The organism is Protofrankia sp. CiP1_Cm_nod4 (assembly GCF_982290645.1).
Genome location: NZ_CEVIVC010000002.1, coordinates 37,656 through 60,344 on the forward strand (window position 1 = coordinate 37,656; position 22,689 = coordinate 60,344).

The following is a 22,689-nucleotide window of genomic DNA, read 5'->3' on the forward strand; positions in this document are numbered from 1 at the left end:
TGAGGCCGGACGGCCCGGCCTGGCCCGGCGTCATCCTGGCAGGCGGTCGTCCTGGCAGGCGGATGTGGGTGCGATGCCCACGGGAGCTCCTTGGCGTGACCGGGTGGGCTGGCCGACGGATGATGCCAGAGGCAGGCTCGCTCGACCAGATACTACGCTAAGAAGAATAATATCTACTTATAGTGATATAAACAGTACGCGAGTCGATCTTTTCGCTACTCAAAGTTGCGATCTTTATGATCGGGCCCATTTTCGTGACATGTAGTGGTGTCTACATCAGAGCGGATCGCGCCGGACAGCGAAGATCTGTTCGCCTTGGGCCGCGGCTTCCCGGGCGCTGTCGCGCACGCGTGCCGGGGGGAGCCGGGCGGCCGTGGCGGGCGCGGGCGGCGTCACTGCTACCGGGCCCGTGACACGCACTGCCCCGTCGTCGTGTAACGTAAGGCGCGCGTACTCGCCCCTTTAGCTCAGTCGGCAGAGCGTCTCCATGGTAAGGAGAAGGTCTACGGTTCGATTCCGTAAAGGGGCTCTGTGGCACCGGTCGGTAGCCAGGTGAACGGCTGCCGGCCTTCACTCCGTCGGCTGGGGGCCAGCTGCCGGAGTGGGTCCACCCAGGCGGTGTAGCTCAGCCAGGCAGAGCAAGCGGCTCATAATCGCTGTGTCGCCGGTTCAAATCCGGCCACCGCTACCGGTCGGGTCGCGTCCCGCCATGGGCGGCGCCGCAGTCGTGCGGCACGTCCGAGCTCTGGTTCGTTCTTGTCCCACCTGCAGGAAGAGGCACAGCACCGTGGCCGCCACCGACGTCCGTCCGAAGATCACCCTGGCGTGTCAGGCGTGCAAGCACCGCAACTACATCACGCGCAAGAACCGCCGCAACGATCCGGACCGTCTGGAACTGCGTAAGTTCTGCCCGAACTGCCGGCACCACACCGAGCACCGAGAGACCCGCTGACCGCGTTCGCGGACATCCCTGGCAGGCTCGTGGCTCGCGGGGCGGCATCGTCTTTCCAGGAGCCTTCCAGGGCTCCACGGGTCCTTCCGGGATGATGTCGGGCCGCTACGGCCTGTCGGTACGGCAGCCAGGGCGCGCGGGGCTAGTGTTCAGTCCGTTGGACTGATCTCTTCACTGTTGGTGATCGCCGCTTCGACTCCTGGAGCCGTCTGTCCTCGCTGGGTGGCGCGTGGGAGGGTGGTAGCTCCCGGGCGTTCCAGGGTGGTTCCAGCCGTGGGGACGGCGAGATCGGAGCATGTGGTGCCGCTCAATCGGGACTTTGTCGGACGCAGGTTCGTCGCGGACGCTCCCTTCCTGGTCGGTCGCGAACACATCCGGCAGTTCGCGGCCGCGATCCAGGACAACAGTCCGCTCTCGCACGATCTTGAGGCTGCCAAGGCGGCCGGTTATGTCGATCTTGTAGCGCCGCCCACCTTCCTGACGGCGGTGGCTCTCTGGCGGCCCGTGGTGCCGGTGCGCGACCCACAGCTCGGTCTCGACTACTCACTGGTGGTGCACGTCGAGCAGCGCTACTCGCTGCGCCGGCCAGTCATCGCCGGTGACGAGCTCGTCGTCTCCGCCACCATCGCCGACATCCGCCAGGCCGGGCGCAACGAGCTGCTGATCAGCGAGTACGAGTTCGTCACGACCGGCGGCGAGCTGGTCGCGACCGCCCGGACGGCGCTGGCCTCGCGCGGCACCGCGGCCTGACGGCATCCAGAGGGACGCGGGCCGGCCTGCCGGCCCTCCAGGGATCAGGAAGGGTGCTGAGCGCTCACATGCCTGCCATCATCGACTACGACGACGTCGAGGTCGGTACCCGGATTCCCGAGCGGGAGTTCCGGATCCGCCGGGAGGACCTTGTCCGCTACTGCGGGGCCTCCGGCGACTTCAACGTGATCCACTGGAACGAGCGGGCGGCGCGCGATGTCGGCCTGCCCGGTGTGATCGCTCATGGGATGTACACCATGGCCACGGCCGCCCGGCTCGTCACCGACTGGGCGGGGGACCCCGGCAGCGTGGTCGACTACAGTGTCCGTTTCTCCTCCCCGGTGCCGGTACCGGACGACGACACCGGTGCCACGCTCGTGGCCAGCGGCGTCGTCGAGAAGAAGCTCGAGGACAACCAAGTGGTCGTCAACCTGACCGTGCGGTTCGACGGCAGCAAGGTGCTGCTGGCCTCCCGGGCCACCGTCCAGCTCGCCTGAGGCCGGCTCGGCTCGTCTTTCGGAGGCCCGCTCGGGTTCCGAAGGCCCGCCACGCGCCTGCCACGCGCGCCTGCCCGCGGCCCGCGGGGCATGCGCGCGGCGGGGCAGGCGCGTGGCGGGCTGGTCGTGGTGACGGTGTGTCCGCCGGGCGGCGTGGCCCGCGTGTTGGTCAGCGTGCCTCGGCCAGCAGGTCGGACAGCCGCTGGACGCCCGTGACCAGGTCCTCGTCGCCGAGCGCGTAGGACAGCCGGGTGTAGCCCGGGGTCCCGAACGCCTCGCCCGGCACGATCGCCACCCCCGCTTCCTCGAGGATGAGCGAGGCCAGTTCCGCCGAGGTGGCCGGGGTCTTCCCCCGCAGCGTGCGGCCGAGGACGCCGGCCACCGACGCGTAGCAGTAGAACGCCCCGTCGGGCAGCGGGCAGACCACCCCGGGCGCGCTGGAGAGCATCCGGTGCATGGTCAGCCGTCGCCGGTCGAACGCCTTGCGCATCTCCACGACGGCGTCCAGCGGCCCGGTCACGGCCGCCAGCGCCGCGGCCTGCGCGACGTTGGAGACGTTGGACGTGGCGTGCGACTGCAGGTTGGTGGCGGCCTGCACCACGTCCGGCGGGCCGATCAGCCAGCCGACCCGCCAGCCGGTCATGGCGTAGGTCTTGGCCACCCCGTTGACCACGATGGTGCGGTCGGCGATCTCCGGCACCTCGACCGGCAGGGACGCGAACCGGGCGTCGCCGTACACCAGGTGCTCGTAGATCTCGTCGGCGATCACCCACAGGCCGGCGTCGGCCGCCCAGCGCCCGATCGCCCGGACCTCCTCAGGGGTGTGTACGGCTCCGGTGGGGTTGGACGGCGAACAGAACAGCAGCACCTTCGTCCGGGGGGTGCGGGCGGCTTCCAGCTGCTCGACCGTCACTCGGTAGCCCTGCTCCGGGGTGGTGACGACGTCCACCGGGACGCCGCCGGCGAGCCGGATCGACTCCGGGTAGGTCGTCCAGTAGGGAGCGGGCAGCAGGACCTCGTCACCGGGGTCGAGCAGGGTGGCGAACGCCTGGTAGACCGCCTGCTTGCCACCGTTGGTGATGAGCACGGCGCCGGCGGGGACGTCGAGCCCGGAATCGCGGCGGGTCTTGTCCGCCACCGCCTCCCGGAGCTCGGGCAGGCCGGCGGCGGGTGTGTACCGGTGCATCTTCGGGTCGCTACAGGCCTTCTCGGCGGCCGCGACGACGTGGTCGGGGGTGGGGAAGTCCGGTTCGCCGGCGCCGAAGCCGATCACGTCCCGGCCGGCTGCACGAAGCGCCTTCGCGGTCGCGTCCACGACGAGCGTCGCGGAGGGGGCGATGCTGCCGATGCGATGAGAGATCCGGGTCATGACTGTCATGCTGCCATGTGTCAGGGGTTGCCCGCCCGATCATTGCCGGGGCCGTTCGGACACCACGGGACGCCACAAGGGCCGGTGCGCGGATGGTCCGACAGCGGTTTCGGTCGGTATCCGCCCTGCCCGGAGGAAGACCTTCGGCGTCCGCCTTCCGGCGGGCCCTCGGTTCCGTGCCGGTCCCGCACTGGTTCCGCACTGGTTCCGCGCCGGTCCCGCGCCCGGCCGCGTGCCGGCCGGGCGGGAATGCGGGACGCCGAATCCGCGTCGCCGGGCCGCCGCGGGGTGGGCGTCCCGCTGGCCCCGCCGGGGCCGGGGCCGGGCGGCCAGGTAAGCGGGCCTGCGTAGGAGTATGGTGGATGCGCTTGGGCTGTCCTCCCGGTATGCAGTGCCGCCGATGACCATCAAGATCGGTTTTTCCGATAGATACGATCTTGTTCGGTGGCCGCTGCTCCGACGGCGGTCGCAGTGCAGAGGGGCGTGGCTCAATTGGTAGAGCACCGGTCTCCAAAACCGGCGGTTGCAGGTTCGAGTCCTGTCGCCCCTGCGGTACCCGACGACCAGGTAGGTGGAGTGAGTGGCGACCGACACACGTGACGCGGCACCGCGGGCCGGCCGGCCGACCAGGCCCGCGGGCCGGCGTCGCACGACGCCACTGCGGTTCTACCGCGAGGTTGTCGCCGAGCTTCGGAAGGTCGTCTATCCGGGCCGGAACGAGCTGATCACCTATGTGATCGTCGTGCTCGTGTTCTGCTCGATCACGGTGGCCTTCGTCGCCTCGCTGGACTTCGGTCTCACCAAGGCGGTGTTGGCCGTTTTCGGTTGATGTGGCCGGATTCTACGGATTCATGCCGCCCCGAGGCCCGCACGGCTCACAGAGCACGGCCACAAGAGAGAAGGAACGTCCGCGTGTCCCAGTTTCCCGAGCACGTCTCCTCCGAACAGGGGGAGGCCCTCGACGGTCTCGATCCGCTGGCGGCACTGGCGCGCGACGAGGTGGCGAGCACGGAGGCCGGCGCACTGCCGCAGGCCGGCGAGAGCGGTGACGGCGCCACGGGTGTCGACACATCCCCCGGCTACCTCACGACGGACCGGGCGGACGTGACCGGTCCGGCGGACGCGGGCCAGCCCGCCGCCGCCGAGGCCGAGGACGACTCCGAGGACATCCGGCGGGCCCTGGAGGACGCTCCGGGACAGTGGTACGTCATACATTCGTATGCCGGATACGAGAACAAGGTCAAGACGAACCTTGAGACCCGGATCTCCAGCCTCAACATGGAGGAGTACATCTTCCAGATCGAGGTGCCGACCGAGGAGGTCCCGGTCATCAAGAACGGCAAGCGGCAACTGGTGCAGCAGAAGAAGTACCCCGGTTACATCTATGTGCGGATGGACCTCACCGACCAGTCGTGGTCGGCGGTCCGCAACACCCCGGGCGTGACCGGCTTTGTGGGGCTGACCAACAAGCCGTCGCCGTTGCGCACGGAGGAGGTCCTCTCGATCCTCGCGCCGCCTGCGCCGCGCGAGAAGAAGGTCGAGACGGTCCGGGTACAGGAGTTCGAGGTCGGGGAGTCGGTGACCGTCATGGACGGCCCGTTCGCGACCCTGCCGGCCACCATCAGCGAGATCAACCTCGACGCACAGCGGCTCAAGGTGCTGGTGTCCATCTTCGGCCGCGAGACGCCGGTCGAACTTCAGTTCAACCAGGTCGCGAAGATCTGAGCCCGCCCCACCGCCAGCAGCAACTCGGAGAGAAACGACACCATGCCTCCCAAGAAGAAGAAGATCGCCGCCATCATCAAGCTCCAGATCAAGGCCGGTGTGGCGACGCCGGCGCCTCCGGTGGGGCCGGCCCTCGGCCAGCACGGCGTGAACATCATGGAGTTCTGCAAGCAGTACAACGCCGCCACCGAGTCCCAGCGCGGGAATGTGGTGCCGGTCGAGATCACCGTGTACGACGACCGCTCGTTCACCTTCGTCACCAAGACGCCGCCGGCGGCGCGGCTGATTCTCAAGGCCGCCGGGGTGGAGAAGGGCAGTGGCGTGCCGCACCGGACGAAGGTGGCCAACCTGACCGCCGAGCAGATCCGTCAGATCGCCCAGACCAAGCTGCCGGACCTCAACGCCACCACCCTGGAAGCCGCTGAGAAGATCATCGCTGGGACCGCCCGGTCGATGGGTATCACCATCAGCGGGTGACGACCAGTCCGGCCGCGCGGTCGCGGCCGTGACCGCAGCTGTGGGAGGGCGCCCGATCACGCCCGACCCGTCCTGGGAAGTGCCTGGCCCGTAGGACGCCGAAGGCGGCCAGGGCCGAAGGCGCCGGAGGCTTCGGCGCGAGGGGCTCCGCCGCCGCGAAGGGCGCCGGAGGCGCCAGCGCACTGGCCTGTCGGGCCACCAGGGGCCGACGATGGCGGGATCATGTTTCCCTGTCGTCCCACCCCGGGCCTTGTGGCCGCCGACCGGGACGAGACGGGTGGTGCAGCGGCTCCGGCCCGCCATCACCACGAGGAGACACGCATGACCAAGCGCAGCAAGGCATACCGGGCCGCGATCGAGAAGATCGAGGCGGACCGGCTGTACACCCCGCTGGAAGCCGTCCAGCTGGCCCGCGAGACGTCCACGACCAAGTACGCCGCCACCGTCGAGGTCGCGCTGCGCCTCGGTGTGGACCCGCGCAAGGCTGACCAGATGGTCCGGGGCACCGTGAACCTGCCGCACGGCACCGGGAAGTCCCCGCGGGTGGCGGTCTTCGCCGTCGGCGAGAAGGCGGCCGAGGCCACCGCCGCCGGTGCCGACGTCGTCGGCAGCGACGATCTCGTGCAGCGGATCCAGGAGGGCTTCCTCGACTTCGACGCGACCGTCGCGACCCCCGACCAGATGGCCAAGGTCGGCCGCATCGCCCGTATCCTGGGGCCGCGCGGGCTCATGCCCAACCCCAAGACCGGCACGGTCACCCTCGACATCGCCAAGGCCGTCCGCGACATCAAGGGCGGAAAGATCAATTTCCGGGTCGACAAGCAGGGCAACCTGCACATCGTCATCGGGAAGACGGCCTTCACCGACGAGCAGCTGATCGAGAACTACAGCGTCGCGCTGGACGAGATCGTCCGGGTCAAGCCGGCCGCGGCCAAGGGCCGTTACCTGAAGAAAATCACTTTCACGACCACGATGGGCCCCGGGATTCTGGTCGACCCGGGCCGTACCCGCAACCTTCTCGAGGACGCCGCCGCCTGAGCCGGGCGGCACCGGCCTCGCGGTGGGCCGCGGCCGGCCGGGGGCGCGCATGCGGCCCCCCGGCCGGCCGCGGCTTTCAAGGCCGTGTACCGTTTCGACACGGAGGCCGAAAGCGGAACGATCATATTTTTCGTATCGCCGCAGGCTCGAGTATCCTGCTTACTGAGAACCAACTGGTCACTGAGAACCAAACCGAAGACCGCTGGTCGTCGTCCCCTCGTGGGGCGGCCGAAGGTTCCGGAGCCACCGGACGGCCCGCGCAGGTGAGGGAGCATTGCCCGGGGACGGCGTTGTTTCGCCCCGGTCGGTACGCCCCGCGCGCCTGCGCCGGGGCGTTCGTCGTCTGCGGCACCTTTCGGACGACCGGCCAGACCCCATGAAGGAGCCCGATGGCGAAGCCGGAAAAGGTCGCCGCGGTAACGGAGATCGTAGACTCGTTCCGGGGCGCGTCCGCGGCGGTGCTGACCGAGTACCGCGGGCTGACGGTGAGCCAGCTCACCGAACTGCGCCGTTCGCTCGGCGAGGGCACGCAGTACGCGGTGGTCAAGAACACCCTCACCAAGATTGCCGCCGGGCAGGCCGGTATCAACGGCCTGGACGAGCTGCTGGTCGGCCCCACCGCGGTCGCGTTCGTCACCGGCGACCCGGTCGAGGCGGCCAGGGGCCTGCGTGACTTCGCCCGGGCCAACCCGGCCCTGGTGGTCAAGGGCGGGGTCGTCGAGGGCAGGCCGGTGTCGGCGGAGGACATCCGCAGGCTGGCCGACCTCGAGTCGCGCGAGGTGCTGCTCGCCAAGCTCGCCGGTGCGCTCAACGGCTCGCTGGCCAAGGCGGTCGGCCTGTTCGCGGCGCCGCTGTCCCAGACGGCCCGCCTGGCCGAGGCACTGCGGGCCAAGCGGGAGGCGGAGGCGCCCGTGGCCGAGGAGCCGGCGGCCGATGCGTCCCCGGCCGAGGCGAGCGAGTAAAAGGCGAGCGAGTAGAGCGCCAGCCACGTACAGCCCGGCGCGTCCCGCTACCCGGCCAGCCTGGCTGGTGGGGCCGACGCCGACGAGCGCCGGCCGGCCCGTCCCCGGGAGCCGCGAGCCAAGCGGTCCCCGGTGATCCCCGGTAATCCCCAGTAATGACACATAGCCACAAGTGACCCGACGGGCGGCGGCCGCGCCGTTTTCGGCCCGCTGACGCGGTACGCCCGGCCGGACTTCCTGATCCACCACGATGAAAGGACCGCCATCATGGCGAAGCTGTCGACCGACGAGCTGCTGGACGTGTTCAAGGAGATGACGCTGCTGGAGCTGTCGGAGTTCGTGAAGCAGTTCGAGGACACCTTCGGGGTGACCGCGGCCGCGCCGGTCGCGGTCACCGCGCCGAGCGCCGCGGGGCCGGCCGCCGAGGCACCGGCCGCCGAGGAGCAGGACGAGTTCGACGTCATCCTCGAGTCCGTCGGCGACAAGAAGATCCAGGTCATCAAGGAGGTCCGCGCGCTGACCAGCCTCGGGCTGAAGGAGGCCAAGGACCTCGTCGACGGGGCGCCCAAGCCGGTGCTGGAGAAGGCGACCAAGGAAGCCGCGGAGAAGGCCAAGGCAGCCCTGGAGGGCGCCGGCGCCACGGTCACCGTCAAGTAGCCATGACGCCCGCGGGCCGTTGCCCTCTCCCTCCCCGGAGACGAGAGGGCAACGGCCCGCGTGGTTGGCTCGGATTGTCCTGACGCTTCGGACCGCCCCGTCGGCGCGGGCCGCTCCGCTGCTTCGGGGTGCCCTGCCGTTTCGGGTGCCCTGTCGCTTCGGGCCGCTCCGGCAGCGGAGCCGAGGCCGCCGGGGCCCGTCGGACGGGCTGCCGAGCGTCTGCCCGGGCCGGTCGCGCCCGGGCCGGTTGTCGCGGCCGTCGGCCCGGCCGCGCGCAGACGGGCCGGGTGGGGAGCCCCGCCACGCCTCGTGCGGCCGGACGTCCCGCCCGGGCGCGCGGGCCACGTACCGGGCCCGGCCGGGGCGCGCCACGGACTTCCTCGCGCTCATTACCTCGCAACCGGTTGACGACCTTACCCGGGACGGAGTTCCATCATCTCCGAAGCGGTGACCCACACCCGTCGGGCGGCCTCCGTCAGCCAGCATCGGCTGACCGGCTTCCGCCGGGCGGTCTCCGTTGGCCGGCCTCGAGCTCAGCCTTCAGGAGTTCAGCCTTCAGGACTAGCCCTTTCCGGAGCTGGCCCTGCGGTCAGCCTTGTCAGCAGTGCAGCCATCGGCTACACTGCTCGTTTGGGCTGTCCTTTCGTCGTGCGCTCACTGCTCCTTGAGGTATGCGACGGTGCCAGCCCGCGTACGGCTTCAGTCCCTGTGCAGCCGCGCCCACCGGGCGCGACCGTCCAGACAGACGTCACGACCGAGGTAACCCGAGCGAGACCGTTGATCGCAATCCGCCACCGAAGCGCCGCCACGTCACCGGTACAGGACGACCATCCCACGCGGAGGTCCCCGTCCGAAAGCTGTCGTGACGGACTACTCGCTGACGCCCGTGTCGCGTCTGCCTGCGTTCGTGAGCCACCCGTGCACCCTGTTGGACTACCCCCGCCGACAGTCACCACAACCGTAGCGAGACACTGATCACCCGACCACCCCTACGTCGGATTGTTCTCCAGCAGGCCGAAGGCGACGCGATCATGAATTCTCCCGTGCTGCCGGAAGCCGTATCAAGGAAGCCACAGCGCCACCAGCCCGACGATCAGGCCACCGGAAGGACCACCTTGGCCGCCTCGCCTACCTCCTCCCGCATCTCGTTCGCAAAGATCATTGAGCCTCTCGAGGTCCCCGATCTTCTCGCCCTGCAGACCCAGTCCTTCGACTGGCTGATCGGCAGTGATGCGTGGGCGGAACGGGTCCAGGAAGCCATCGACGCCGGACGTGACGACGTACCCGTCACGTCGGGTCTCGAAGAGGTCTTCGAGGAGATATCCCCGATCGAGGACTTCTCCGGTTCGATGTCACTGTCGTTCCGGGACCACCGTTTCGAACCGCCGAAGTACTCCGTCGAGGAGTGCAAGGACAAGGATATGACCTACTCGGCCCCGATGTTCGTGACGGCCGAGTTCACCAACAACACCACCGGTGAGATCAAGAGCCAGACGGTTTTCATGGGCGACTTCCCGCTCATGACCCCGAAGGGCACGTTCGTCATCAACGGGACCGAGCGGGTCGTCGTCAGCCAGCTCGTGCGTTCCCCTGGGGTGTATTTCGAGAAGACCATCGACAAGGTCTCCGACAAGGACCTGTTCTCCTGCAAGGTCATTCCGTCCCGGGGTGCCTGGCTGGAATTCGAGGTCGACAAGCGGGACACCGTCGGTGTCCGTATCGACCGCAAGCGCCGCCAGTCCGTGACCGTGCTGCTCAAGGCGCTCGGCTGGGACGAGGCGCGCATTCTGGAGCGGTTCGGCGACTTCCCGTCGATGCGGGTGACCCTGGAGAAGGACCACACCTCCAGCCAGGACGACGCGCTGCTCGACATCTACCGCAAGCTGCGCCCGGGTGAGCCGCCGACCCGTGAGTCCGCGCAGACACTGCTGGAGAACCTCTTCTTCAACCCGAAGCGCTACGACCTGGCCAAGGTCGGTCGTTACAAAGTGAACAAGAAGCTCGAGGTGGACGTTCCGCACGACGTCGGCGTGCTCACCGAGGACGACATCGTCCGCACGATCGAGTACGTCGTCCAGCTGCACGCCGGCAGGGACCAGTCCTACGACGTGGACGACATCGACCACTTCGGCAACCGGCGGCTGCGCACGGTCGGTGAGCTGATCCAGAACCAGGTGCGGCTGGGCCTGGCCCGGATGGAGCGGGTCGTCCGGGAGCGGATGACCACCCAGGACGTCGAGGCGATCACGCCGCAGACACTGATCAACATCCGGCCGGTGGTCGCCTCCATCAAGGAGTTCTTCGGCACCAGCCAGCTCTCCCAGTTCATGGACCAGACCAACCCGCTGGCCGGCCTCACCCACAAGCGGCGCCTGTCCGCGCTCGGCCCGGGTGGTCTCTCCCGGGAGCGGGCCGGCTTCGAGGTCCGCGACGTACACCCCAGCCACTACGGCCGGATGTGCCCGATCGAGACGCCGGAGGGGCCGAACATCGGTCTGATCGGTTCGCTGTCGACGTTCGCGCGGGTCAACCCGTTCGGCTTCGTCGAGACGCCCTACCGCAAGGTCGTGGCCGGGCGGGTCACCGACAAGATCGACTACCTCACCGCGGACGAGGAGGACAGGCACGTCATCGCGCAGGCGAACGCGCCGCTGAGCTCCGACGGGTCGTTCGCCGAGCACCGGGTCCTGGTCCGCCGCAAGGGCGGCGAGGTCGAGTTCATCCCGCCCGACGAGGTCGACTACATGGACGTCTCGCCGCGGCAGATGGTGTCGGTCGCCACCGCGATGATCCCCTTCCTCGAGCACGACGACGCCAACCGCGCCCTGATGGGCTCGAACATGCAGCGCCAGTCCGTCCCGCTGCTGCGCAGCGAGGCGCCGCTGGTCGGCACCGGCATGGAGGCCCGCGCGGCCAAGGACGCCGGTGACGTCGTCGTCTGCGCGCAGGCCGGCGTGGTCGAGGACCTCTCCGCCGACTACATCACCGTCATGCACGACGACGGCACCCGGCGCACCTACCGGATGGCGAAGTTCCGCCGGTCCAACCAGGGCACCTGCATCAACCAGAAGCCCATCGTGGACGAGGGGGACCGGGTCGAGGCGGGCCAGGTCATCGCGGACGGCCCCTGCACGGACAACGGCGAGATGGCGCTGGGCAAGAACCTGCTGGTCGCCTTCATGCCGTGGGAGGGCCACAACTACGAGGACGCGATCATCCTCTCCCAGCGGCTGGTCCAGGACGACGTCCTGTCCTCGATCCACATCGAGGAGCACGAGGTCGACGCCCGGGACACCAAGCTCGGGCCGGAGGAGATCACCCGGGACATCCCCAACGTCGCCGAGGAGGTCCTCGCCGACCTCGACGAGCGCGGCATCATCCGTATCGGCGCCGAGGTCTCGCCCGGTGACGTGCTGGTCGGGAAGGTCACGCCCAAGGGCGAGACCGAGCTGACCCCGGAGGAGCGGCTGCTGCGCGCGATCTTCGGTGAGAAGGCCCGGGAGGTCCGCGACACCTCGCTGAAGGTGCCGCACGGGGAGTCCGGCAAGGTCATCGGGGTCCGGGTGTTCTCCCGGGAGGACGGCGACGAGCTGCCGCCCGGCGTGAACGAGCTGGTCCGGGTGTACGTCGCCCAGAAGCGCAAGATCACCGATGGTGACAAGCTCGCCGGGCGGCACGGGAACAAGGGCGTCATCGCGAAGATCCTGCCGGCCGAGGACATGCCGTTCCTCTCCGACGGCACCCCGGTGGACGTCGTGCTCAACCCGCACGGTGTGCCCCGCCGGATGAACATCGGCCAGATCCTGGAGACCCACCTCGGCTGGGTGGCCAAGACCGGCTGGCAGGTCGACACGGGCACCGAGGAGTGGAAGGAACGGCTGCGCGGCATCCGGGCGGACCAGGCGCCGCCGAACACCAACGTGGCCACTCCGGTCTTCGACGGCGCCCGCGAGGAGGAGATCACCGGTCTGCTCTCCTCGACGCTGCCCAACCGGGACGGCGTCCAGCTCATCGGGTCCAGCGGCAAGGCCGAGCTCTTCGACGGCCGGACCGGCGAGCCCTACCCGTATCCGGTGGCGGTCGGCTACATCTACATCCTCAAGTTGCTGCACCTGGTCGACGACAAGATCCACGCCCGTTCGACCGGCCCCTACTCGATGATCACCCAGCAGCCGCTGGGCGGTAAGGCGCAGTTCGGTGGGCAGCGTTTCGGCGAGATGGAGGTGTGGGCGCTGGAGGCCTACGGTGCCGCCTACGCCCTGCAGGAACTGCTCACCATCAAGTCGGACGACGTTCTCGGCCGCGTCAAGGTCTACGAGGCCATCGTCAAGGGCGAGAACATTCCCGAACCCGGTATCCCGGAGTCCTTCAAGGTGCTCATCAAGGAAATGCAGTCACTGTGCCTGAACGTCGAGGTCCTCTCCAGCGACGGCGTTTCCATCGAAATGCGTGACACCGACGAGGACGTCTTCCGCGCCGCGGAGGAACTCGGTATCGACCTGTCCCGGCGGGAGCCGAGCAGCGTTGAGGAGGTCTGACGAGTAGTGGTCTGCGGCCGGGTGACCGCCAGCGGCCGGAGGCGGCGCGACCAGGGGGCCATGGGGACCATGGGGACCACAGGATGATCCTCCTGGAGCCGCCGCCCCCGCGCCGCCGCGGTCGCGGACCACACGGCCGGGACACGGCAGCCGGTAGCCTCCGGGCCCCGGCCGTGTCGCGGCACCCCCGCCGACCTTGGACAAACTGACGGCCCACGCCCCCCGCCGCCGCCATCCGCACGAACACCTGCCGGCGACAGCGGGCAGCCAGACGGCAGAGAGAGAAGACACGTGCTCGACGTCAACTTCTTCGACGAGCTGCGCATCGGCCTCGCCACCGCGGACGACATCCGCCAGTGGTCACACGGCGAGGTCAAGAAGCCGGAGACGATCAACTACCGTACCCTCAAGCCGGAGAAGGACGGGCTCTTCTGCGAGAAGATCTTCGGCCCGACCCGGGACTGGGAGTGCTACTGCGGTAAGTACAAGCGCGTTCGTTTCAAGGGCATCATCTGCGAGCGCTGCGGTGTCGAGGTCACCCGCGCCAAGGTGCGTCGGGAACGGATGGGCCACATCGAGCTGGCCGCGCCGGTCACCCACATCTGGTACTTCAAGGGTGTCCCGAGCCGGCTCGGCTACCTGCTCGACCTGGCGCCGAAGGACCTTGAGAAGGTCATCTACTTCGCCGCCTACATGATCACAAGCGTGGACGCGGACGCGCGTCACCGCGACCTGCCCACCCTCGAAGCCCGGATCTCCGTCGAGAAGCAGCATCTCGAGGACAAGAAGAACGCCGACGTCGAGACCCGGCAGAAGAAGCTGGAGGCCGACCTCGCCCAGCTGGAGGCCGAGGGCGCCAAGGGCGACGTCCGGCGCAAGGTGCGGGAGGCGGCCGAGCGCGAGATGCGCCAGATCCGCGACCGCGCCCAGCGGAAGATCGACGATCTGGGCCGGGTGTTCGACCGTTTCAAGGGCCTGAAGGTCCAGGACCTCGAGCCGGACGAGCTGCTCTACCGCGAGCTGCGGGACCGTTTCGGCCAGTACTTCGAGGGCGGCATGGGGGCGGAGGCCCTGCAGCGCCGGCTCGTCGACTTCGACCTGGCGGCGGAGGCCGAGTCGCTGCGGGAGACCATCCGCAGCGGCAAGGGGCAGAAGAAGGCCCGGGCGCTGAAGCGTCTCAAGGTCGTCTCGGCCTTCCTCAACACCCGCAACTCCCCGAACGGGATGGTGCTCGACTGCGTCCCGGTGATCCCGCCGGACCTGCGCCCGATGGTGCAGCTCGACGGTGGCCGGTTCGCCACGTCCGACCTCAACGACCTCTACCGCCGGGTGATCAACCGGAACAACCGGCTCAAGCGGCTGCTCGACCTCGGCGCGCCCGAGATCATCGTCAACAACGAGAAGCGGATGCTGCAGGAGGCCGTCGACGCGCTGTTCGACAACGGCCGCCGCGGCCGGCCGGTGACCGGGCCGGGCAACCGTCCGCTGAAGTCGCTGTCGGACATGCTCAAGGGCAAGCAGGGCCGGTTCCGGCAGAACCTGCTGGGCAAGCGCGTCGACTACTCCGGCCGTTCGGTCATCGTCGTCGGCCCGCAGCTCAAGCTGCACCAGTGCGGCCTGCCCAAGCAGATGGCCCTGGAGCTGTTCAAGCCGTTCGTGATGAAGCGGCTGGTCGACCTCAACCACGCGCAGAACATCAAGTCGGCCAAGCGCATGGTGGAGCGGGCCCGCCCGGTCGTCTGGGACGTGCTCGAAGAGGTCATCACCGAGCACCCCGTGCTGCTCAACCGCGCGCCGACCCTGCACCGGCTGGGCATCCAGGCGTTCGAGCCGCAGCTCGTCGAGGGCAAGGCCATCCAGATCCACCCGCTGGTCTGCACCGCGTTCAACGCGGACTTCGACGGGGACCAGATGGCCGTGCACCTGCCGCTGTCCGCGGAGGCGCAGGCCGAGGCGCGCATCCTGATGCTGTCGAGCAACAACATCCTCTCGCCGGCGTCCGGGCGTCCGCTGGCCATGCCGAGCCTGGACATGGTGACCGGGGTGTTCCACCTCAGCCGGCTGGCCGTGGGCGCCCGCGGCGAGGGGCGGGCGTTCTCCAGCGTGGCCGAGGCGCAGATGGCCTTCGACGCGCGGGAGATCGAGCTACAGGCGAAGATCAAGGTCCGGCTACGCGACACCACGCCGCCGCTGGACTGGGCCCCGCCGCCCGGCTGGGCAGCCGGCGACCCGTTCACCCTGGAGACCACCTTCGGCCGCTGCCTGCTCAACCAGGCGCTCCCCGAGGGCTACCCGTTCCTGAACTACCTGATGAACAAGAAGGCCCAGGCCGCGATCGTCAACGACCTGGCGGAGCGCTACCCGAAGATCCAGGTGGCCGCGACGCTGGACGCGCTGAAGAGCGCCGGCTTCTACTGGGCCACCCGCTCGGGGGTGACCGTCGCGATCGAGGACGTTGTCGCGCCGCCGAACAAGGCGCAGATCCTCGACGAGTACGAGCAGCGGGCCGAACGAGTGCAGAAGCAGTTCGACCGAGGCTTCCTCTCCGACGACGAGCGCCGCGCCGAACTGGTCCAGATCTGGAACGAGGCGACGAACAAGGTCGCCGAGGCCATGGAGGCCAACTTCCCGGAGACCAATCCGGTCGCCGTGCTGGTCAACTCCGGGGCCGCCGGGAACATGATGCAGATCCGGCAGCTCGCCGGGATGCGCGGACTGGTCGCCAACCCCAAGGGCGAGATCATCCCGCGTCCGATCAAGGCGAACTTCCGCGAGGGGCTGAGCGTGGTGGAGTACTTCATCTCCACGCACGGCGCCCGCAAGGGCCTGGCCGACACGGCGCTGCGGACCGCGGACTCCGGGTACCTCACCCGGCGTCTGGTCGACGTCAGCCAGGACGTCATCGTCCGTGAGGACGACTGCGCCACCGAGCGCGGCATCGCCACCCGCATCGCGCGCAAGGGAGCGGACGGCGTGCTCGTCCGCGACCGTTACGCCGAGACCGCGGCCTACGCGCGCACGCTCGCCTCGGACGCGGCGAACGCCGCCGGTGACGTGGTGGTACCGGCCGGCACCGACCTCGGCGACGTGGTCATCAGCAAGATCATCGATGCCGGGATCGAGTCGGTGAAGGTGCGTTCCGCCCTCACCTGCGCGGCCCGGATGGGTGTCTGCGCGCAGTGCTACGGCCGGTCGCTGGCCACGGGCAAGCTCGTCGACGTCGGCGAGGCCGTCGGTATCGTCGCCGCCCAGTCCATCGGTGAGCCCGGCACCCAGCTGACGATGCGTACCTTCCACAGCGGTGGCGTCGCCGGCGACGACATCACCCAGGGGCTGCCCCGTGTCGTGGAGCTGTTCGAGGCCCGTTCCCCCAAGGGCAAGGCCCCGATCAGCGAGGTCTCCGGGCGGGTGCGCATCGAGGAGACCGAGAAGACCGTCAAGGTCGTGGTCATCCCCGACGACGGCAGCGAGGAGATCGCCTACCCGGTCTCCCGCCGGTCGCGGCTGAAGGTCGAGGAGGGCCAGCGCATCGCCGTCGGTCAGAAGATCGTCGACGGCGCGGTCGACCCGCACGAGGTGCTGCGCATCCTCGGCCCGCGTCAGGTGCAGCTCCACCTGGTCGACCAGGTGCAGGAGGTGTACCGCTCGCAGGGTGTGTCGATCCACGACAAGCACATCGAGATCATCATCCGGCAGATGCTCAAGCGGGTGAACGTGCTGGAGTCGGGGGAGACCACGCTCCTGCCGGGCGAGCTGGTCGAGCGGGCCCGGTTCGAGGAGGAGAACCGTCGGGTGGTCGAGACCGGCGGCCAGCCGGCTTCGGCCCGTCCGGTCCTGATGGGGATCACCAAGGCGTCCCTGGCGACCGAGTCGTGGCTGTCGGCCGCATCCTTCCAGGAGACGACCCGGGTGCTCACCGACGCCGCGATCAACGCCCGGTCGGACTCGCTGGTCGGCCTGAAGGAGAACGTCATCATCGGCAAGCTCATCCCGGCGGGTACCGGCATCTCGCGGTACCGCAACATCCGGGTCGAGCCGACCGAGGAGGCACGGGCGTCGGTGTACTCGGTCAGCGGCTACGAGGAGGGCGCGACCGTGGAGTACGGCGCGTTCGGCACCGGCAGCGGCCAGGCCGTCCCGTTGGACGACTTCGACTACCGCAGCACCGGCGGCGACTACCGGTAGTTCTCGCTACCCGGTAGTTCCTGCCACGCAAGTGCTCCAGGCGGCCCGGGTGGGCGTCCCTGCCGGACGTTCACCCGGGCCGCGTTGCTGTGTGGATCCGGCCTCGCGCCTGGCCATCGGTCAACAGGGCAGACGTTGCCTGGTACGGCACTACGCTGGACAGCGCCGGGTAGATCTGCCGGCCTGCACCAGGGAAGCACCGCATCGGCACGATGCCGAGGGGAGCACCGCATCGGCACGATGCCGAGGAGGAGACGGCGATGACGACGGCACTGCCGGAGGACAGCTGGCTGCTCCGTATACAGCCGCAGCCCGCGCGGGTGACCGCCGCGGAGTACGAGGCGCTGCCCGAGGAGATCGCCAGGGCGATCGAGATCGTCGACGGCTACGTCGTCTTCTGTGAGGCGCCGACTCCGGATCATCAGACCGCCGGCCGTCGCCTCGCCAACCTGCTGGAACGGCACGCACGGCGCGCGATGGCCCGCGGCCACGGATGCCTGGCCGTCAACAATGACGTCGATCTCCGGCTGCGTGACATCCCGCTGCTCAACCGCCGCCCGGATGTGATCCTCTACCGCTGTCTCGACCGCGCGGCCGGCGAACGTCTCCGCGCGGAGCACGCCCTGCTCGTCATCGAGATCGTGTTGCCGGGTTCGGAGACCCAGGACACCACCGACAAGCTCGGTGAATACGCCAGGGCCGGCATCGCGCACTACTGGATCACCCGGCTCGACAACGACGGCGTCACGAGCATCGAACGCTACGCGCTCGACCGGGCGACCCTGCTCTACAAGCACCTGGGCACGTTCATGAAGGACGAGGCCGGCGGAGCGCCTGAGGTCACCAACCCGATCCCGGTCACCGTCGACTGGGACGACCTGCTCTTCTGACCACCGGCGCTTTCCTCCGCTGGCCCCTCTACCGGACGCCGTTCCTGCTCTTCCGCAGGGCGTGCTCGGCCGGGCCGCGGGCCAGCCGGGCGTAGACACCGCCGCTGCGGACGAGCCGGTCGTGTGGCCCGGCCTCCATCACCGTGCCGTTCTCCAGCACGTAGATGCGGTCGGCGGCAACGGTCATCGTCGCCCGGTGGGCCACGACGAGGCAGCTTCGCTCGGCGAGCAGACGTTCCAGGGAGGCGCGCAGCAGGTCCTCGGTCAGCGCGTCGAGGTTCGACGTCGCCTCGTCGAGGATGACGGTCCGCGGGTTCTGGACCAGTACGCGGGCGATGGACAGCCGTTGCCGCTCCCCGCCGGAGATCTGGTGGCCGTTGTGCCCCAGCGGGGTGTGAATCCCCTCCGGCAGCGAACGCACGAGCGTGACCAGCCCGGTCGCCTCCAGCGCGGCCCACAGCTCGTCGGTCGCCGCGGCCGGGCTGCCGAAGCGGAGGTTCTCGGCGACGCTGCGACGCTGGACGAACGGCTCCTGCGACACCAGGCCGACCGCGGCCCGGGCCGCGGCGGGGGACAGCCCGCCGGCGTCGCAGCCGCCGAGCAGGACACGCCCGCTGGTGGGGGTGAGCAGGCCGCTGGCGAGATGGCACAGCGTGGTCTTCCCGGCGCCGCTGAACCCGACGACGGCCACCATCTCGCCGCGGCCCACGACGACGTCGACGCCGCGCAGCGCCCACCTGGGGGCGGGCACGCCGGGCGCGTAGGAGTAGGAGACGTTCTCCAGGACGAGATCGCCGTGGACCGGTGGCCGTCCGGCGTCCTCGGAGCCGGTGGCCGCCGGGCCCGCCGGTGGCGTGCTGTCCCTGGGTGGATGCGGCCGGTCGGCCGTGGTCAGCGGCCTGACGTTGCTGCGGCCGCCGGCCGGCGCCGTCCCCAGCGGGATGTCGAGGAAATCCAGGATGCGGACGAGGGAGGCCTCGCCGTCGAAGAGCTGGGTACGCAGGTCGGCGAAGCCGGCGATGGAACGGAACGCCAGCAGGAGCACGCTGAGAAAGGCCACGAAGGTGCCGACCGTCATCGTCTGGTTCAGGGTGAGCCACACCCCGAGCCCGATCACGGTCATGGTCGCCAGCACCGAGCTGGCCGCGGCGATGAGCTGCAGGCGGGCGAAGACCTGCACGCGGGTGCGAGCGGCCGTCGCAATGGCCGCGCCCAGCCGGTCGAACTCCTCCTGGCCGGTGTGCTGCGCGCGGAAGGCGCGCAGGTGCAGCGCTCCCGCTGGCCCGGTCAGCTCGATGAGATGATCGACCAGCCGGCTGAGCCGTTCGCCTTCCACCCGGGAGATGGCCCGGACGCGCTCACGCACCAGGCGCAGCAGGACGAGCGGGACCACGCCGATCACGGCCACGGCGAACGCGAGACGCCACTGGAGCAGGCAGGCGACCACCCCGGCTACGACGAGTTCGACCGCCATGGTCGCGATGGCCGGCAGGCAGACGGCGGCGGCCGCGCGCACCCTGGCGGTGTCGATGGTGAACAGGGCGACGACGTCCCCGTGCCGGGCCCGGGCGACGTGGGGGAACGGCAGCGCGATCGCGTGCTGGTACAGGTCGCGCCGGATTCGCAGGGCGAGTTTCTCGCTGAAATAACTGACCAGTATGTATCGCAGGGCCGACACCACGGCGCTGAGCACAAAGGCGCCGAGGATGAGGATGACCGGGAGGAGTATGCCGTCCGTCCGCAGCAGCAGCAGCCAGCTGTCGATCAGGTCCCGGATCGCGAACGGAGCGGCCACCAGGGCCGACGAGCCCAGCAGGGAAAGAGCGGCGTGTGTGGCGGCCGCCCTGTTCTGGTCCCGGATGAAATATTCGACGCGGGCGGCCGCGGGATTTCCGGTGAGCCAGGCGAAGAGGCGCCCGTACAGCCAGGACACACCGGCGGTGGTCTTCGGGAATGCCGTCTCCGCCGAGGTCTGCTGGTGGGCCGGCTGCCCGGTCCACCTGTTGGTCCCGGTGGACGACCGGCGAGATGTCGTCATTGTGAGCCGCCTGCCTGGTGCCGGTTGTGGGGGTCAGTCGTCGCGGTGCGTGGTTCTGGTTGCGTCCGCAGCGCTGTCGGGGGCCGTGTCGACAGCGGTGCCGGAATCCGCCCTGACGGCGTCGCCCGGGCCGGGGCGGGTGCTCACGGGCTGGTCGCCGTGGTCTTCTTCCCACCGCCCGGCACGGGTGTCCGGCCATACCGGAGGGGTTTTCCCGGGGATTTCCTCGGTGCCGCGGAAGACGGATATCTCGACGGCGTCGGATATTTCTATGACCAGCCCGAAAGCGCTTGACGAGCTAATTTCCGTATGGCTGGGAAAGGGGAAGGAACTAGACATTTGTCCTCCATCGGGATCGGCTGGACGTGGCGGTGGCAAAGCCGAAGTTATCGGGGCGCCGATTACCGGGCAAGGATTCAACATCATGAATCGGCTCACAGATTTCGCGGTACTCGGGTATTCGGTCTCGAGCACGACATGTGCGCTGCGACAAAGGTTGTGACGTGCCGGCGGATTTTTTGCCGGCCGGCCGGTCCGCGGTGTTTTCGCAGGTGGCGGGGGCGCCGGCAGGGGCGGCCGGGCTGGCCGGTGGCGGCCCGGGAAAAGCGGTTCGTCGGCTGCTGTACACCGCCGTGGTCGGTAATCGGACGGCCCGGGGGGTGTGGCCGCCGGCCGGGCGTTTGCGGCCATCCCGCCGGCGGCGGTATGCCTGGCGTGAGGCCGGTGGTCCCGGCCGCGTCTCGTCCGGTCGAGCCCGCGACGCTTCGTATGTGACGCCCCGTGCACCCGATGTGGCGGATATCTCAGGGCCGCCACCGGCGCCGGGGCTGGACGGGGCCCGGCCGCCGCGGCCAGGTGCCGGTTGGTCACCGGCCAGTTACAGCCAGGTATCACCAGGTGTCAACCAGGTATGCCGTGGCTGGGTGGGGCCCGGCCGCGCTGTGGGTGCGCGGTGGGTATTTTGGCGGCGGCGGCGGTGTCGCCGGGCTGGCGTACCCGTGGTGGCGCGCGGGCAGGACGTGGCGGGGGGCTGGGTGAGCCGGAAGCGGGCGCTGTTCGTACGGCGGCTGTCCGAGATCCTCCAGCTCGCCGAGCCCGAGGTGGTCGAGCGGCTCTGCCTGGACCGCCGTCCCGGCGTCCGGGTCAACCGGCTCTCACCGCTGGGTGCGGCGGCGGTCCACCGCGCCATCGGGGATCTCGGGCTCGTCCTCGACCCGCTCGACTGGTGCCCCGACGGCTACCTCCTGCGCGGCGACAAGCGGGTGCTGTCGGGCTCGGAGGTGTTCGGCGGCGGTCACGCCTACATCCAGAACATCTCCAGCCTGGTGCCGGCGCTGGCCCTCGCGCCCGCGCCCGCCGAATCGATCATCGATCTGTGCGCGGCGCCGGGCGGCAAGACGGCGCACATCGCGGCACTGGTCGGTAACGACGCGCGGCTGTGGGCCAACGACGGCATCGCGCCCCGGCTGGAGAAGCTGCGCGCGGTCACCCGGCAGTTCCACGTCCGCCTGGCCGAGACGAGCTGTCACCCGGCGCAGTACGCCGACAAGTTCATAACGGAGCGTTTCGACCGGGTGCTGCTGGACGCCCAGTGCAGCGGCGAGGGCCTGGTCGACCTGCGGTCGTCCTCGGCGCTGCGGTACTGGACCGAGCAGCGGGTGACCGACTACGGCTGGCTGCAGCGCAAGATGCTGGTGGCGGCCTGCCGGCTGCTGCGTCCCGGCGGCATCCTGGTGTACTCCACCTGCACGTTCGGCCCGGAGGAGAACGAGGCGCCGCTGAGCTACCTGCTGCGCCACCATCCCGTCGAGGTGTGCCCGATCGAGGTCGACATCGACGGCTCCGCGCCGGACGCGTGGCGGCCAGGCCTGCGCCACTGGCGGACCGAGACCTTCCATCCGGCGCTCGCCGACGCCCGGCGCATCCTGCCAGGCCCGGCGTTCGAGGGCTTCTTCGTCTGCAAGCTGCGGAAGCTGCCGGACTGACGCCGCCGGGCTGGAACCGCCGGGCCGGCCAAGCTGCCGGGGGCAGCGGCCCGCGCACCATCCAGCAACGCTGTCACATCAGATGGACGCCGCCATCACAACAAACGGCCTGTGCGGCATCGTCGACCAGGGGATGCGCGCCGAAGATCCCGCTGCTGCCGGCGGTTCCGGCGGTTCCGGCAGCGCGGGGGATCCGGCTACCAGTGGCACGTGGGGTACCCCGATTCGACACAGCCGTCGACGGGTCTGTAGTCTCGCTTTCTGCGGCGCTGTGCGTTGCAAGGTTGACCTGTGTCCTGCGCCATCCCATGGCCGTCCCGTGGCACCGTGGCCCGTCCTGCCGGGCCCGTGGTGCCGAGGGTGGCCCGGCCTTCACCAAGGCGGGCGGGCGTACTCCCATGGCAGACCGTCCCAGTTGTCGGGCTGTTCCCGGGGGTCGCGACACGCCCGACCGCGTGGGTCGGACAGCGTGGGTCGGACACAGATGAGATGACGGCAGGTACCGGCAGGAACGGAAGAGGAACGGGAGCGGCGTTGCCGACGATCCAGCAGCTGGTCCGCAAGGGCCGGCAGGACAAGGTCGAGAAGACCAAGACCCCGGCGCTCAAGGGGAGCCCGCAGCGCCG

Annotated in this window: 15 protein-coding genes and 3 tRNA genes; 16 read left to right on the forward strand and 2 right to left on the reverse strand. The window is 69.5% G+C overall.

Annotation, left to right across the window (positions count from 1 at the left end; translation table 11 throughout):
• The first annotated feature begins 456 nt into the window (after positions 1–456).
• The 5 genes from AC5LSR_RS01060 (at position 457) to AC5LSR_RS01080 (ending at position 2,199) form a co-directional block, all read left to right on the forward strand.
• Positions 457–529: transfer RNA gene (locus AC5LSR_RS01060), tRNA-Thr, on the forward strand.
• 85 nt (positions 530–614) lie between these two features.
• A tRNA-Met gene (locus AC5LSR_RS01065) sits at positions 615–688 on the forward strand.
• A 99-nt stretch (positions 689–787) separates the two neighbouring features.
• Positions 788–952 (forward strand): 50S ribosomal protein L33, encoded by a 165-nt coding sequence (gene rpmG, locus AC5LSR_RS01070; RefSeq protein ID WP_250282052.1) that lies wholly within the window; start codon positions 788–790, stop codon positions 950–952.
• 300 nt (positions 953–1,252) lie between these two features.
• Entirely contained in the window at positions 1,253–1,702 is a 450-nt protein-coding gene (locus tag AC5LSR_RS01075; RefSeq protein ID WP_250282055.1) for an FAS1-like dehydratase domain-containing protein, read from the forward strand.
• A gap of 68 nt (positions 1,703–1,770) precedes the next feature.
• Complete coding sequence (locus tag AC5LSR_RS01080) at positions 1,771–2,199, forward strand: MaoC family dehydratase (protein ID WP_250282057.1); 429 nt, start codon at positions 1,771–1,773, stop codon at positions 2,197–2,199.
• A 169-nt stretch (positions 2,200–2,368) separates the two neighbouring features.
• On the opposite strand, the gene AC5LSR_RS01085 is transcribed toward AC5LSR_RS01080, so the two are convergent.
• Positions 2,369–3,577, reverse strand: coding sequence for a pyridoxal phosphate-dependent aminotransferase (locus tag AC5LSR_RS01085; protein WP_250282059.1), 1,209 nt, complete (start codon positions 3,575–3,577; stop codon positions 2,369–2,371).
• Positions 3,578–4,045: 468 nt separating this feature from the next.
• Between AC5LSR_RS01085 and AC5LSR_RS01090 the strand changes: the two genes are divergently transcribed.
• From AC5LSR_RS01090 to AC5LSR_RS01135, 10 genes are all read left to right on the forward strand, one after another.
• Positions 4,046–4,118: transfer RNA gene (locus tag AC5LSR_RS01090), tRNA-Trp, on the forward strand.
• 30 nt (positions 4,119–4,148) lie between these two features.
• Positions 4,149–4,397 carry a preprotein translocase subunit SecE gene (secE, locus tag AC5LSR_RS01095; protein WP_250282061.1) on the forward strand — a complete coding sequence of 83 codons (249 nt, stop codon included), beginning with the start codon at positions 4,149–4,151 and terminating at the stop codon, positions 4,395–4,397.
• Between the two features lie 83 nt (positions 4,398–4,480).
• Positions 4,481–5,293 carry a transcription termination/antitermination protein NusG gene (nusG, locus tag AC5LSR_RS01100; protein ID WP_250282063.1) on the forward strand — a complete coding sequence of 271 codons (813 nt, stop codon included), beginning with the start codon at positions 4,481–4,483 and terminating at the stop codon, positions 5,291–5,293.
• A gap of 42 nt (positions 5,294–5,335) precedes the next feature.
• A complete protein-coding gene (gene rplK, locus AC5LSR_RS01105; RefSeq protein ID WP_250282066.1) occupies positions 5,336–5,770 on the forward strand; it encodes a 50S ribosomal protein L11 in 435 nt (144 codons plus the stop codon).
• A 321-nt stretch (positions 5,771–6,091) separates the two neighbouring features.
• Entirely contained in the window at positions 6,092–6,808 is a 717-nt protein-coding gene (gene rplA / locus AC5LSR_RS01110) for a 50S ribosomal protein L1 (RefSeq protein WP_250282068.1), read from the forward strand.
• A gap of 389 nt (positions 6,809–7,197) precedes the next feature.
• On the forward strand, positions 7,198–7,770 hold the full coding sequence (rplJ, locus tag AC5LSR_RS01115; RefSeq protein ID WP_250282070.1) for a 50S ribosomal protein L10: 573 nt from the start codon (positions 7,198–7,200) through the stop codon (positions 7,768–7,770).
• A gap of 267 nt (positions 7,771–8,037) precedes the next feature.
• The gene (gene rplL / locus AC5LSR_RS01120; RefSeq protein WP_250282072.1) at positions 8,038–8,427 is read left to right on the forward strand and encodes a 50S ribosomal protein L7/L12; all 390 of its coding nucleotides are present in this window, start codon (positions 8,038–8,040) and stop codon (positions 8,425–8,427) included.
• A 1,115-nt stretch (positions 8,428–9,542) separates the two neighbouring features.
• Positions 9,543–12,965 (forward strand): DNA-directed RNA polymerase subunit beta, encoded by a 3,423-nt coding sequence (gene rpoB / locus AC5LSR_RS01125; protein ID WP_250282074.1) that lies wholly within the window; start codon positions 9,543–9,545, stop codon positions 12,963–12,965.
• A gap of 291 nt (positions 12,966–13,256) precedes the next feature.
• Entirely contained in the window at positions 13,257–17,150 is a 3,894-nt protein-coding gene (locus tag AC5LSR_RS01130) for a DNA-directed RNA polymerase subunit beta' (RefSeq protein ID WP_250282077.1), read from the forward strand.
• Between the two features lie 260 nt (positions 17,151–17,410).
• Complete coding sequence (locus tag AC5LSR_RS01135; protein ID WP_250282080.1) at positions 17,411–18,040, forward strand: Uma2 family endonuclease; 630 nt, start codon at positions 17,411–17,413, stop codon at positions 18,038–18,040.
• Between the two features lie 28 nt (positions 18,041–18,068).
• Here the strand turns inward: AC5LSR_RS01135 and AC5LSR_RS01140 are convergent, their stop codons facing one another.
• On the reverse strand, positions 18,069–20,078 hold the full coding sequence (locus AC5LSR_RS01140; RefSeq protein WP_250282081.1) for an ABC transporter ATP-binding protein: 2,010 nt from the start codon (positions 20,076–20,078) through the stop codon (positions 18,069–18,071).
• A 1,034-nt stretch (positions 20,079–21,112) separates the two neighbouring features.
• Between AC5LSR_RS01140 and AC5LSR_RS01145 the strand changes: the two genes are divergently transcribed.
• Entirely contained in the window at positions 21,113–22,063 is a 951-nt protein-coding gene (locus tag AC5LSR_RS01145; RefSeq protein WP_250282082.1) for an RsmB/NOP family class I SAM-dependent RNA methyltransferase, read from the forward strand.
• The last annotated feature ends 626 nt before the right edge of the window (positions 22,064–22,689 follow it).